The organism is Streptomyces vinaceus, assembly GCF_008704935.1.
Classification (GTDB): domain Bacteria; phylum Actinomycetota; class Actinomycetes; order Streptomycetales; family Streptomycetaceae; genus Streptomyces; species Streptomyces vinaceus.
In genome coordinates this window covers 2,329,585-2,342,632 of the sequence record NZ_CP023692.1, presented here as the reverse complement: position 1 = coordinate 2,342,632, position 13,048 = coordinate 2,329,585, and the positions used below count along the sequence as shown (strand labels likewise).

Below are 13,048 nucleotides of genomic sequence, written 5' to 3'. Positions count from 1 at the left end.
CCCCGCGGCTGCGCCGGTGAGGTGACCCGCTCACCCCGCCGGCGCACCCGCGCAGGCGGCCCCGGCCCGCTCGGGGTTGGCTGGGCCCCGGCGGCCCGGCCAGCGGGCCCGAGGAGGCCCGTATGACCGTCACCGCAGGCGCATCCGTACCCCCGTCCGCGATACGCGGCGCGGCCGCGGCCGCCTTGGCCGCCGCCGTACTCGCGCTCTGCGCGCCGGTCCCGGCCCACGCGGCCGCGGCGGCCGCCCCCGAGCCCGCGTGCACCGCCGGAACCGGGCCCTACCAGCGCGAGCTGGAGGCCCACCTCGGGCGCCCGGTGGACGGGACGCAGTCCCCGGCGGACTGCGCTGCCGTCCGCGCCTTCCAGAGCGCCAACGGCATCACCCCCGCCGACGGTTACCCGGGCCTCGCCACCTACCGCACGATGGTGGCGGTGGCCGCCCGCGCCGAGCCCAACGCCGCCGGGGACTGCCCCGTCCGCACCGGCCGGGTGACCTGCGTGGACCTCGACCGGCAGCTGCTGTGGGTGCAGCGCGGCAGCGGCGTCGTCTTCCCGCCCGTGCCCGTCCGCACCGGCCGCGACGACCAGGAGACCCGCCCGGGCTGGCACGAGATCTACTGGCGCAGCAAGGACCACGTGTCCACGCTGTACGACAACGCCCCCATGCCGTACGCCCAGTTCTTCGACGGGGGGCAGGCCCTGCACGGCCGCCCCGGCGACCTCTACGCGCACGGCGGTTCGGCCGGCTGCGTCAACCTCTCCGTCCCGGACGCCGAACGCCTGTGGAACCTGCTGGAGGAGGGCGACGCCGTCTACGTCTGGGGCACCAAACCCGGTACGGAGGACTGACGCCGGCCCGGCCCGCCGGTCCTTCCCCCCTCTTGGGACGGAACGGTGACAAGACCGTTTCTCTTCGTGATCCCCCCGTGTGATTTCCTGTCGACATGCGCGCGACTGTCCGCGCGCGGGGGACATGGGGAGAAGAAGAGTGAACCTGCAGCCGATACGCGGCCGCGCCCGCCGCACCGGCCTGCCGGCCCTCCTGCTCGGAGCGGCGCTGCTGCTCACCAGCGCGTGCAGCGGAGGCGGCAACACGGGTGGGGGAGGCGGCGACAACGGCGGCGGCGGTGGCGGCGGCAAGACCGGTACCGAGGCGTCCAAGGCCGTCGTCAACGTGAAGCCGGACGACGGTGCCAAGGAGGTCGCCACCAGCGGCATCCTGAAGATAACCAGCACCGGCGGCAAGCTCACCACGGTGACCGTCGCCGACACCAAGGGCAACGCCGTCGACGGCAAGCTGGCCGATGACGGTGCGAGCTGGGAGCCCGCCCGCAACCTGGCCGCCGCCACCGAGTACAAGGTGCACGCGGTCGCCAAGGACGAGGCCGGCCGGGAGTCCGCCAAGGACACCACCTTCACGACCCTGACCCCGACCAACACCTTCGTCGGCCACTACACGCCCGAGGACGGCGAGACCGTCGGCGTGGGCATGCCGGTGTCGTTCAACTTCACCCGCGGCATCACCAACACCGAGGCCGTCGAGAAGGCCATCACGGTGACGGCCGAGCCCTCCGTGCCGGTCGAGGGCCACTGGTTCGGCAACGACCGCCTCGACTTCCGCCCCGAGAAGTACTGGGCCGCGGGTACCAAGGTCACCGTGAAGATCGCCCTCGACGGGGTCGAAGGCCGCCCCGGCGTCTACGGCAAGCAGACCCGCACCGTCACCTTCACCATCGGCCGCTCGCAGGTCTCCACGGTCGACGCGAGCGAGCACACGATGCAGGTCGTCCGTGACGGCCAGGTGCTCAAGAACCTCCCGATCACCGCGGGCGCCCCGTCGACGACCACGTACAACGGTCAGATGGTCATCAGCGAGAAGTACAAGGTGACCCGGATGAACGGCGCGACCGTCGGCTTCGGCGGCGAGTACGACATCTCCGACGTCCCGCACGCCATGCGCCTGTCGCAGTCGGGCACCTTCGTCCACGGCAACTACTGGGCCTCCTCCGGCACGTTCGGCTCCGAGAACGTCAGCCACGGCTGCGTGGGCCTCAAGGACGTCCGCGGCGCGGGAGACGGCAACCAGCCCGCCGCCTGGTTCTTCAACGAGTCGCTCATCGGCGACGTCGTCATCGTGAAGAACTCCAAGGACAAGCAGATCGCCCCGGACAACGGCCTCAACGGCTGGAACATGGACTGGGCGGAGTGGATCAAGTAGTCCTCCCCCGCGCGTAGTCGAGTGGCCCGGTGCTGTGACCCACAGCACCGGGCCACTTCCCGTTAACCGCCGCTAACCTTCGCGTATGACCCTCTCTCTCGAAGTCTCCGAAGGCGTCGGCACCCTCCGCCTGGACCGGCCGCCCATGAACGCCCTGGACATCGCCACCCAGGACCGGCTGCGCGAGCTCGCGGTGGAGGCCACCGACCGCGCCGACGTGCGCGCGGTGATCATCTACGGCGGTGAGAAGGTGTTCGCGGCGGGCGCGGACATCAAGGAGATGCAGACGATGGACCACGCGGCGATGGTCGCCCGGTCCCGTGCGCTCCAGGACGCGTTCACCGCCGTGGCGCGGATCCCCAAGCCGGTCGTCGCCGCCGTCACCGGCTACGCCCTCGGCGGGGGCTGCGAGCTCGCACTGTGCGCCGACTACCGGATCGCCGCAGACAACGCGAAGCTCGGCCAGCCCGAGATCCTGCTGGGCCTGATCCCGGGAGCCGGCGGCACCCAGCGGCTGTCCCGGCTGATCGGCCCGTCCAAGGCCAAGGACCTCATCTTCACGGGCCGCATGGTCAAGGCGGACGAGGCCCTGGCCCTCGGCCTCGTGGACCGGGTCGTGCCCGCCGCCGAGGTGTACGAGCAGGCGCACGCCTGGGCCGCCAAGCTGGCCCAGGGTCCGGCGATCGCGCTGCGCGCCGCCAAGGAGTGCGTGGACGCGGGCCTGGAGGCGGACATCGACACCGGCCTGACCATCGAACGCAACTGGTTCGCGGGCCTGTTCGCCACCGAGGACCGGGAGCGCGGTATGCGCAGCTTCGTCGAAGAGGGCCCGGGCAAGGCGAAGTTCGTCTAGCCGGAAAGCGGCTGGTCCTCCCTAGGGGTGGATTAGCCAGGCCTTAAGCCAGCCTTAAGAACCGGCGGAGATCCACTCCCGGTGATCTTCCGCGCGCGGTGGGTCACCGCAGATCAGGGTGGTCCCACGAGCGTCCGGTTGCCTCGCGCATATGACGGAACGCCCCCTTGGAATCAATGATTCCGGGGGGTGTTTTCCTGCGGAACGGCCCGGACGGGCGCATCGGCCGTCCATGATGGGTTCATGGCGGGCCTGGAGGGTGTGGAACAGCCGCGGCAGCGCAGCAGCGCTTCCGCCGTGCGGCTGACGGCGGCTCTTGAGGACGAACAGGGTCTCAAGGCACTGGAGTTGTACGGGAATCCGGCTGTGGCGGAAGTGAACCTGCCGTCCATGCCGGAGTCGGCGAGCACCGCACGCCGTCTCGCCCGCTACGTGGTGATCCGGTTCTGGGGCTTCTCCCCGCAGGTGTCCGAGCACACCGTCCTGCTGGTCTCCGAGCTCGTCGGCAACGCGGTGCGCCATACCGGCGCCCGGTCGTTCGGCTTACGGATGCACCGGCGGCGGGGCTGGATCCGGGTCGAGGTGCGCGACCCCTCGCGCGGTCTGCCCTGCCTGATGCCGGTCCACGAGCTGGACACCACCGGGCGGGGGCTCTTCCTCGTCGACAAGCTCTCCGACCGCTGGGGCGCCGACCTGCTGCCCCGGGGCAAGTTCACCTGGTTCGAGATGAGGGTGGCCGACCGCTGACCGCACCCGCCGGGCCCGCGGCCCCCGCGAAGTCCGTGGTGGAAAGCCTGAAGCCCCCGGTCGCCGTGGTGGGGCGTCGTGGGGGCTCCATGGGTGCGCCGAGGATCGAAGGGGGTGTGATCCTCGGCGTGGCGACTTCGCTCGGGTCAATGGGGAAGCCGTGATTCCGACTATGGCAGACGGGCGACCAAACGCCAAAAGTCCCAACCTGGACATAAGTGTGCAAATACTCAGAGTTTCGGACTAAATCCTAGGTGAGGTGAGCCACTCACCTCGCAATCAATGAATAACTATCCATCGACCCGTGTGATTCATTGATCGAATGCCGGACGCTCCCTCGTCCGGGTGCACTCCGGCGAAGGTCCCGGAATGGGTCAATCGTTATCTTCTGCGCTGTTCGCCCCTTAAATGGGCAGGTGCTCTGCTACCCGGACCGCCGATCCGCCCTCCGTGCCGGGGCCGCGGCCGCCGTCGGCGCCCTCACCGCCGCCTGCGGCACGGGCTCCCGTACGCCCGCCGGCCCGCCCGCCGAGCCCGCCTCGGCCACACCCGCCCCCGTCCGGGCCGCGGCCGCCCCGCGCCGGTTCCCCGACCAGCCCGACGAGATCGCGCACGGTCCGCGCGACCGCCCCCGCGTCGCCCTCACCTTCCACGGCAACGGGGACCCCGCCATCGCCCGGGCCGTACTGAGCGAGGCCGAGAGGGCGGGCGCGCGGGTCACCGTACTGGCGATCGGCAGCTGGCTCGACGCCCACCCGGACATGGCCCGCCGGGTGCTCGACGGCGGCCACGAACTCGGCAACCACACCCAGCGCCACCTCGCGATCAACGACATGCCGGAGGCGGAGGCCTACGCCGAGATCACCGGCTGCGCCCAGCGGCTCAAGCGGCTCACCGGCTCCATCGGCACCTGGTTCCGGCCCTCCCAGACCCAGTACGCCACCCCGCTGGTCAAGGAGCTGGCCCGGCGGGCGGGCTACCCGCACGTCCTCTCGTACGACGTGGACTCCCTCGACTTCACCTCTCCCGGCGCCGCGGCCGTCATCCGCACCGTCACCGGGACGATCCACGGCGGATCGGTGGTGAGCCTGCACTTCGGCTACGCGGACACGGTCGACGCGATGCCGCCCCTCCTCGAAGAACTCGCGCGCCGCAAGCTGCGCGCGGTGACCACCACGGAGCTGCTGACCTCATGACGACCACCCGCCTTCCCCGGAAGGCCACCGCGCTGCTCGCCGGTCTGGTCCTCGCCGCCCTGGCCGGCTGCGGATCGGCCGACAAGGAGCCCGCCGGGGCGCTCGGCTCCGCGGCCGCGGCCCGGCAGCCCGCGCCCGTCAAGGCCGTCCCGGCCGTACCACCCGGCCTGGCCGGCATGCCGCCGCTCCTCGACCCGAAGGACGTCTACGCGGCCGACCGGCCGAACAACCTCTCCCCGCTGGTCAAGGACTTCCCGTCGCGCGTCTACGTGCCGAACACCACCTCCAACACGGTGTCCGTCATCGACCCGAAGACGTACAAGGTCATCGACACCATCCCGGTCGGGATCCAGCCCCAGCACGTCGTGCCGTCCTGGGACATGAAGACCCTGTGGGTCAACAACAACCGCGGCCACACGCTCACCCCGATCAACCCGGCCACCGGCGAGGCGGGCGAGCCGGTCGAGGTGCACGACCCGTACAACCTGTACTTCACGCCGAACGGCAAGTACGCCATCGTGATGGCCTCCATGGACCGCGAGCTGGTCTTCCGCGATCCGCACACGATGAACCGGGTGAAGACGGTCCCGGTGACCTGCTTCGGGGTCAACCACGCGGACTTCTCCGCGGACGGCCGCTACTTCATCGTGAGCTGCGAGTTCTCCGGCGAGCTCCTCAAGGTCGACACCGAGAGGATGGAGGTCGTCGGCCAGCAGAAGCTGCCGTTCGAGGGCGCGATGCCGCAGGACGTGAAGGTCTCGCCGGACGGGAAGACCTTCTACGTCGCCGACATGATGGCGGACGGGATGTGGGTGCTCAGCGGGGACAAGTTCGACATCCCCAAGCTGCTGCCCACCGGGAAGGGCACCCACGGCCTGTACGTGAGCCGCGACTCCCGGGAGATGTACATCTCCAACCGGGGCGAGGGCAGCATCTCCGTCTTCGACTTCAAGCAGAACAAGCTGACGAAGAAGTGGGAGCTGCCGGACGGCGGCAGCCCGGACATGGGCGGCGTCTCCGCCGACGGCAAGGTGCTGTGGCTGTCGGGCCGCTACAACTCGGAGGTCTACGCGATCGACACCACGACCGGGCAGCAGCTCGCCAAGATCCGGGTGGGCGGCGGCCCCCACGGCCTGGCCGTCTACCCCCAGCCGGGCCGCTACTCGCTCGGCCACACGGGGATCTTCCGCTAGACGGTCCGGACGCCCCCCGGACGGAGCAGCCGGGGACTGCCGCTACCCTTGGCCGGTCAACAAGCACCGAGAAGGGGTGGATCCCAGTGGCTGACATCGAGAGCGCGCGGGCGACGTTCGGCAAGTTCGACGCGGACGGTGACGGCTTCGTCACGGCGGACGAGTACAGCGCGGCCATGAAGGCGATGGGCGACGCGTTCGTCACCGGCGCCGTCGCGGACGCCGTGATCGCCGCCAAGGACGCGAACGGCGACGGCCGCATGAGCTTCGACGAGTTCTGGGCCGCCCTGAACAAGTGAGCAGGCTACGCGAAGCCCCCGACCACCCCCTGCCGGGCGGTCGGGGGCTTCGGTCCGCCCGGGGTCAGGTCATGTCCTCGACCTCGGCCAGGGCCTCCTCCAGCCAGCGCAGCCAGAACGTCTCCAGCCCGACGCCGCCGTGCAGGACGAGCCGGCGCAGCCGGTCCTCGTCGGAGTCCCGCCCCGGCGGGAAGTCCTTCTCCTCGATGGCCTCGTAGACCGCCAGCTGCCGCCGGTGCAGCTCCAGATGGCGCCGCAGCTCCCCGGCGAGCCCCTGCGGGCCGACGACGGCCGCAGCCCGGATCCGCAGCAGCAGCGGATCCCGGACGGCCTTCGGATCCTGGCTCTCGCCGACCCACCGCGCGAGCTCCGCACTGCCGGCGTCCAGCACCTCGTACTGCTTCTTCTGCCCCCGTACGGGCACCTCGCTGGGCAGCTCCCGGATCAGCCCGGCCTCCTCCAGCCGGCCGAGCTCGCGGTAGATCTGCTGGTGCGTCGCGGACCAGAAGTACCCGATCGACTTGTCGAACCGGCGCGTCAGCTCCAGCCCCGACGAGGGCTTCTCCAGCAGGGCGGTGAGGATGGCGTGCGGCAGCGACATGCGGCCATCCTAGGGACGCGGGGGGTCGGGGGGCCGCGCCGCAGGCCCTCACCGCCAGGCGGTCAGGGCTTCCGGCGTCTTCGGGCCCGGGGCGTGCGGGTCCAGGAGGGCGCGGGCGCGCAGGAAGGAAGCCACCGCCGGGGACCAGGCCTGGCGCAGGCCCGCGGCGGCCAGCAGCTCCGGGTCCGACAGCAGGGTCTGAGCCGGGCCCGTGCGGATGCCCGACGGGGTCAGCACCGCCGCGTCGTCGGCCCAGCGGACCGCCAGGTCCACGTCGTGCGTGGCCATCACCACCGTGGTGCCGGCCGCGCGCAGCCGGGCCAAGACGTCCAGCAGGCGCTCCTGGCCGTCCGGGTCCAGGCCCGCCGTCGGCTCGTCCAGGATCAGCACCCGCGGAGCCATCGCCACCGCCCCCGCGATGGCCGCGCGCTTGCGCTGCCCGTACGAGAGCAGGTGCGTCGGGCGGTCCCGCAGCGCCGTGATGTCCAGCGCGGCGAGCGCGGAGTCCACCCGGGCGCGCACCTCGTCCGCCGCCAGCCCCAGGTTCATCGGGCCGAAGGACACGTCCTGTTCCACCGAGGCCGCGAACAGCTGGTCGTCCGGGTCCTGGACCACCAGCTGCACCGCCGTGCGCAGGCGGGTCAGCCCCGCCCGGTCGTACGAGACCGCCGTCCCGTCGAGGCGCAGCGAACCCGGGCCGGGCCGCAGGCCCCCGCTCAGCAGCCGCATCAGCGTGGTCTTGCCACTGCCGTTGCGGCCCAGCAGGACCAGCGCGCGGTCCGGCGCGATGGCGAAGTCCACGCCGGCCAGGACCGCCGGGCCGTCCTCGTACGCGTAACCGGCGCCGGCCAGTTCCACCAACGGGTTCACAGGTAGAGCCCCTTCAGGGTGAGGGTCAGGGTGATCAGGGCGGCCAGCAGCGCCCCCGACGCCGCCAGGAACCGCCAGGACAGGGCCGCCTCGGGTACGAGGACCCGCAGCGCGCCGTCGTATCCGCGCCCGGCCAGGCCCTCCTGGAGCCGCGCCGCGCGATCGAAGGCCCGTACGAAGGACGTCGCGGCGAGCCCGGCCAGCGAACGCCACACCGCCGCCCGCCCGGACTGGCCCAGCCGGGCCGCCTGGGCGCGCCGGACCTGGGTCATCGAGTCCAGCAGCAGGAAGCCGATGCGGTACATGACCAGGGCCACGTCCACCACCGGCGCCGGGACCCCGGCCCGGACCAGCCGGGGCAGCACGTCCGAGACGGGCGTGGTGAAGGCGAAGAGCAGCACGCCGAGGGAGGCCGCCGAGGTCCGCAGCAGCAGCTCGGCGGCGTGCCGGGGGCCGTCGGGCGCGAGCGAGACGAACCCGCCGGGGCCGCCGACGGCCACCAGCAGTGGGAGCGCGCCGGTGAAGCAGAAGCCCAGCGGGATCCGGAAGGCCCGCCACAGCTGCCGCCCGGCCACGCCGGCCGGGCCGAGCAGCACGGCGAGCGTGGCGGCGGCGACCAGCGGACCGCCGGGCCAGGGCGGCAGGCATACGGCGCTGACCGTCAGGCCGAGCCCCAGCAGGGCCTTTTCCAGGGGATGCCGGCGCCGCCACCGGCTCGCGTGCGCCGCCACGTCGATCGGCAGCACCGCCTACGACTCCGAGGCGGCGGTGTCGGGCCGGTCCGCGGAGGCGTCCGGCCGGGCCGCGGCCGCCGCGGTCGCCTGGCGGCGTCCCTTGCGGACGCCGAAGTAGTACGCGAGCACACCCGCGCCCAGGGCCGCCTGGAGGGCGAACAGGGCCGACTCGACCTCCCCGGACGGGGGTTCGTACAGCGGCGAGAACCACGGCTCGTAGTCGGGCTTCAGCTCCGTGATCGCCGACTCCGCCTGCGCGTCGGCGCCCGCGAACGGCTCCTCCTTGCCCTCGCCCATCCCCAGCGCGATCGGCAGCACGGCCAGCGCCGCCACCAGGAGCAGCAGCAGGCCGTTGATCTTCGCGTTCCGGCTCATGCCCATCACACGGCCGCCTTCTGCTCGCTGCGACCGGTGAACTTCGCGACGCCCAGCCGGACCAGGTCCGACTTGCTCGACTGCATCAGCAGCCGCATCACGAGAACCGTCAGCAGCCCCTCGCTCACCGCGAGCGGGATCTGCGTCACCGCGAAGATGCCGCCGAACTTCGCGAGCGCGCCCGGGAACCCGGTGCCGGGGTCCGGGAAGGCCAGCGCCAGCTGCACGGACGTCACGCAGTAGGTCACCAGGTCGGCGAAGAACGCGCCGAAGAATACGGTCACCATCAGCGGCACGTCGAAGCGCTTCAGCAGCAGGTACACCCCGTACCCGGCCCACGGCCCGGCGATCGCCATCGAGAACACGTTCGCGCCGAGGGTGGTCAGCCCGCCGTGCGCCAGCAGCAGCGCCTGGAAGAGCAGGGTGATCGTGCCGAGCACCGCCATGATGGGCGGCCGGAACAGGATCGCTCCGAGCCCGGTCCCGGTGGGGTGCGAACAACTGCCCGTCACGGACGGGATCTTGAGGGCGGACAGGACGAACGTGAACGCTCCGGACGCCCCGAGCAGCAGCGTGCTCTCCGGGTTCGCCTTCACCTCGCGGGAGAGGGCGCGGACACCGTGGACGACGAACGGAGCGGACGCGGCGCCCCAGGCGACCGCGTGCAAAGGGGGCAGGAACCCCTCGGCTATATGCATGAGTGGGGAGACCTCTCCAGCACCTCGTGGATGGACAACGCGCCCCGGCCGGTCTCCTGGCTCACGGGTGCTGATGCCCTGACCCCGCCTTCCCGGGCGGTGCGGAACCTCCCGCGCCGCCCAGTGGCTTCCCTAAGGAGTGGAGCCGGACTTCCCGTTCACAGTGGCGAGGGCCGCACCGGTTTCCCACCGGTTTCCCGTACACCAAGGCCAGCTGACCCTAGTCGGAGGGACGGACCTGCACCAACCCGGCCCGAACGCCCGCCGGCAGGCGCGGGGCGCTCGGCGCGGTCTCACCGGCACTCGTCGCGGTGCGCGACGTCCAGCACGAGCCGCTCGGGCGCGTGCAGGGTGGAGGAGCGGACCGCCGGCGTCGAGGCGAAGGCGGCGCTCGCCCCAGCGGGCGTTCACGACGAGCGGCGCGGGCCGGACGCTCATGGTTGCACCCAAACCGGGCCCAACTCAACGGATCTTATGGAAACGTCATTTATCGGGGCAGCAGGGTGCTCAGCTGGGCGTCCAGGTCGTAGTGCCGCCGCTCTTCGCCGCGCGGCACCAGGGCGACCAGCCGCCGGCACAGCACCCGCACGTCCTTCGCCCGGGCGGACACCACGCAGCTCTGCGCGCCGTTGCTGAAGGCGAGGAAGACCCGCGGCTCCCCGCCCTGCCAGCGCGGCCACACCCGGACGTCGCCCTCGCCCGTCACGCAGGTCTCCCCGTCGAGCAGCAGGTCCCGGGAGAACACCCAGCGCGCCAGGTGCGTCCCGGCGCCGCGGAAGTCGAGCGCCAGCTCGTAGGGCCGGTCGCGGCGGTACGTGAAGGCCCCGGACACCGGCACGGGCTCGGGGGAGGCCTCCAGCCGGAGGGGGAGGACGCGGTACTCGATGCCGTCCATGCGCTGCGCCTCTCTGTCGTGCCCCGCCCGGGGCGCTCGCGGCCCCTCTCGGGCAAGCTAGCCCACCCCCCGGCCGCCCCCGCGGGCCGAAGGTCCCGACCCCGGGGGCCGCTGGGCCCGTCTTCGCACAGGAACGGGGCCGGGAACGCGAAGGGGCCCGCCCTCCGGGGGGAGGGCGGGCCGCCGCGTCACCGGTCCGTTACGGGACGGGGTGGAAGACGAACGAGCCGTTGGCCTGACCGATGGCCGTGTAGCCGGCGCCGTTGGCCTGGGCGCCGTCGTTCTGGTTGGACGCCCCGGAGCCCGTGGCGACCTGCTGGGTGGTGGAGGAGTTGCCGAGGTTGCTGCCGGCGATACCGCTGCCGAGGATCTCGCCGACGGCGGCGTTGGACGAGACGCCCGCACCGGCACCGTTGTCGGCCTGGGCCGTGCCCGTGAAGAGCGCGACGGCGAAGGGGAGCGCTGCGACAGCCGCCAGGACGCGGATGCTGCGGTTGCTTGCCATGATGAAGTCCTCCCGTACACAAAAAGGCTGCGGTCCAAGGCGGTTGGCCGGCCGCCGGGGGTGTGGCCGCGACGTCACGTGATCACCATGGCGCATGTGATCATCGAGAGACCAGCCCGGAGCCGAGGGTTCGCCCTCACGCGTGATCAACTCCGGGCAAACCTCCGTTGGCCTGCGAATGCACCGTGCCCTGGCACGCCGGAGGGGCCCGGCGCGCTGCGCCGGGCCCCTCCTTCGTCATGGGTGCCGGATCAGAGGATCAGCACTCGATGACGTTGACCGCCAGGCCGCCGCGGGCGGTCTCCTTGTACTTGACCTTCATGTCGGCGCCGGTCTCCTTCATGGTCTTGATGACCTTGTCGAGGGACACCTTGTGGGTGCCGTCGCCGCGCATGGCCATCCTGGCCGCGGTGACGGCCTTGACCGCCGCCATGCCGTTGCGCTCGATGCACGGGATCTGGACGAGGCCGCCCACCGGGTCGCAGGTCAGGCCCAGGTTGTGCTCCATGCCGATCTCGGCCGCGTTCTCCACCTGCTCCGGGGTGCAGCCCAGGACCTCGGCGAGGGCGCCCGCCGCCATCGAGCAGGCCGAGCCGACCTCGCCCTGGCAGCCGACCTCGGCGCCGGAGATCGAGGCGTTCTCCTTGAACAGCAGGCCGATCGCACCCGCGGCGAGCAGGAAGCGGACCACGCCGTCCTCGTCCGCGCCCGGCACGAAGTTCATGTAGTAGTGCAGGACCGCGGGAATGATGCCCGCGGCGCCGTTCGTCGGAGCCGTGACCACCCGGCCGCCGGCCGCGTTCTCCTCGTTCACGGCCATCGCGTAGAGGGTGATCCACTCCATCGACAGCGCCTGGGGGTCGCCCTCGGAGCGCAGTTTGCGGGCGGTGTTCGCGGCCCGGCGGCGGACCTTCAGGCCGCCCGGCAGGATGCCCTCGCGCGACATGCCGCGCGCGACGCACGCCTGCATGACCCGCCAGATCTCCAGCAGGCCCTCGCGGATCTCCTCCTCGGTGCGCCAGGCCTTCTCGTTCTCCAGCATCATCGCGGAGATCGACAGACCGCTCTCGCGGGCCATGCGCAGCATCTCGTCGCCGCTGCGGAAGGGGTACTTCAGCACCGTGTCGTCGAGCTTGATCCGGTCCTCGCCGACCGCGTCCTCGTCCACGACGAAGCCGCCGCCTACCGAGTAGTACGTCTTCTCCAGCAGCGGGGCGCCGGCGGCGTCGTACGCGAAGAGCGTCATGCCGTTCGCGTGGTACGGCAGGGACCGGCGGCGGTGCAGGATCAGCTGGCTCGGCTCGTCGAAGGCGATCTCGTGCGCGCCCCCTATCTCGGTGCCGAGCAGGCGCAGGCGGCCCGTCCTGCGGATGCGCTCCACCTCGTCGTCGGCGCTCTCCACGTTCACCGAGCGGGGGGAGTGGCCCTCCAGACCCAGCAGCACCGCCTTGGGCGTGCCGTGGCCGTGGCCGGTCGCGCCGAGGGAGCCGTACAGCTCCGCCCGGACCGCCGCGGTCTGGGCGAGCACGCCGTCCTTCTTCAGCCGGGTCACGAACATGCGGGCGGCGCGCATCGGGCCGACCGTGTGGGAGGAGGAGGGGCCGATGCCGATGGAGAAGAGATCGAAGACGGAGATGGCCACGGTGGCGGACTCCCTTGTCTGCTCGTGGGTGGAGGGGCAGGCGGGGTGGATCGTATGAGGGGGGGATTGTTCGGATTTTGTCCGACAGTCGAGCTTAACGTGGCGAGGTGAACGTTTCGTCTGCCCGCGATGGTCGCCGGACGGCGCTCGGGTATGGCTCGTGTCACACAGGAAGGGCCCGGCCCTGTGTGACACCAGGCCGGGCCCTCCCAAGCCGTCG

General features: G+C 71.8%; 15 protein-coding genes and 1 riboswitch. Of the genes, 7 read left to right on the top strand and 8 right to left on the bottom strand.

The genetic code is table 11. From position 1 onward, the window contains the following. The first annotated feature begins 122 nt into the window (after positions 1-122). The 7 genes from CP980_RS10170 (at position 123) to CP980_RS10140 (ending at position 6,508) form a co-directional block, all read left to right on the top strand. Entirely contained in the window at positions 123-851 is a 729-nt protein-coding gene (locus CP980_RS10170; protein WP_150528015.1) for a L,D-transpeptidase family protein, read from the top strand. Positions 852-996: 145 nt separating this feature from the next. Further along, positions 997-2,220, top strand: coding sequence for a L,D-transpeptidase (locus CP980_RS10165; protein ID WP_150530187.1), 1,224 nt, complete (start codon positions 997-999; stop codon positions 2,218-2,220). An 85-nt stretch (positions 2,221-2,305) separates the two neighbouring features. Then, a complete protein-coding gene (locus CP980_RS10160) occupies positions 2,306-3,073 on the top strand; it encodes an enoyl-CoA hydratase/isomerase family protein (protein WP_030857311.1) in 768 nt (255 codons plus the stop codon). Between the two features lie 243 nt (positions 3,074-3,316). After that, positions 3,317-3,820, top strand: coding sequence for an ATP-binding protein (locus CP980_RS10155; protein ID WP_150528014.1), 504 nt, complete (start codon positions 3,317-3,319; stop codon positions 3,818-3,820). Positions 3,821-4,236: 416 nt separating this feature from the next. After that, the gene (locus tag CP980_RS10150) at positions 4,237-5,016 is read left to right on the top strand and encodes a polysaccharide deacetylase family protein (RefSeq protein ID WP_150528013.1); all 780 of its coding nucleotides are present in this window, start codon (positions 4,237-4,239) and stop codon (positions 5,014-5,016) included. Then, a complete protein-coding gene (locus CP980_RS10145; protein ID WP_132756903.1) occupies positions 5,013-6,209 on the top strand; it encodes a YncE family protein in 1,197 nt (398 codons plus the stop codon). The genes CP980_RS10150 and CP980_RS10145 overlap by 4 nt, the downstream gene beginning before the upstream one ends. 86 nt (positions 6,210-6,295) lie before the next feature. Then, complete coding sequence (locus tag CP980_RS10140) at positions 6,296-6,508, top strand: EF-hand domain-containing protein (protein ID WP_030159204.1); 213 nt, start codon at positions 6,296-6,298, stop codon at positions 6,506-6,508. Positions 6,509-6,572: 64 nt separating this feature from the next. Here the strand turns inward: CP980_RS10140 and CP980_RS10135 are convergent, their stop codons facing one another. From CP980_RS10135 to CP980_RS10100, 8 genes are all read right to left on the bottom strand, one after another. After that, positions 6,573-7,109 carry a PadR family transcriptional regulator gene (locus tag CP980_RS10135; RefSeq protein WP_132756904.1) on the bottom strand — a complete coding sequence of 179 codons (537 nt, stop codon included), beginning with the start codon at positions 7,107-7,109 and terminating at the stop codon, positions 6,573-6,575. A gap of 48 nt (positions 7,110-7,157) precedes the next feature. After that, complete coding sequence (locus tag CP980_RS10130; protein WP_132756906.1) at positions 7,158-7,979, bottom strand: energy-coupling factor ABC transporter ATP-binding protein; 822 nt, start codon at positions 7,977-7,979, stop codon at positions 7,158-7,160. Next, complete coding sequence (gene cbiQ / locus CP980_RS10125) at positions 7,976-8,725, bottom strand: cobalt ECF transporter T component CbiQ (protein ID WP_150528012.1); 750 nt, start codon at positions 8,723-8,725, stop codon at positions 7,976-7,978. The genes CP980_RS10130 and cbiQ overlap by 4 nt, the downstream gene beginning before the upstream one ends. 3 nt (positions 8,726-8,728) lie before the next feature. Continuing rightward, complete coding sequence (locus CP980_RS10120) at positions 8,729-9,088, bottom strand: energy-coupling factor ABC transporter substrate-binding protein (RefSeq protein ID WP_150528011.1); 360 nt, start codon at positions 9,086-9,088, stop codon at positions 8,729-8,731. A gap of 5 nt (positions 9,089-9,093) precedes the next feature. After that, complete coding sequence (locus tag CP980_RS10115; RefSeq protein WP_132756912.1) at positions 9,094-9,786, bottom strand: energy-coupling factor ABC transporter permease; 693 nt, start codon at positions 9,784-9,786, stop codon at positions 9,094-9,096. Positions 9,787-9,815: 29 nt separating this feature from the next. Next, positions 9,816-10,010, bottom strand: a riboswitch (cobalamin riboswitch). A 263-nt stretch (positions 10,011-10,273) separates the two neighbouring features. Then, positions 10,274-10,681, bottom strand: a complete 408-nt coding sequence (locus tag CP980_RS10110; RefSeq protein WP_132756914.1) for an SsgA family sporulation/cell division regulator — start codon at positions 10,679-10,681, stop codon at positions 10,274-10,276. A gap of 199 nt (positions 10,682-10,880) precedes the next feature. After that, on the bottom strand, positions 10,881-11,186 hold the full coding sequence (locus CP980_RS10105) for a hypothetical protein (RefSeq protein ID WP_132756916.1): 306 nt from the start codon (positions 11,184-11,186) through the stop codon (positions 10,881-10,883). A 259-nt stretch (positions 11,187-11,445) separates the two neighbouring features. After that, the gene (locus CP980_RS10100; protein WP_132756918.1) at positions 11,446-12,828 is read right to left on the bottom strand and encodes an L-serine ammonia-lyase; all 1,383 of its coding nucleotides are present in this window, start codon (positions 12,826-12,828) and stop codon (positions 11,446-11,448) included. Between the last annotated feature and the right edge of the window lie 220 nt (positions 12,829-13,048).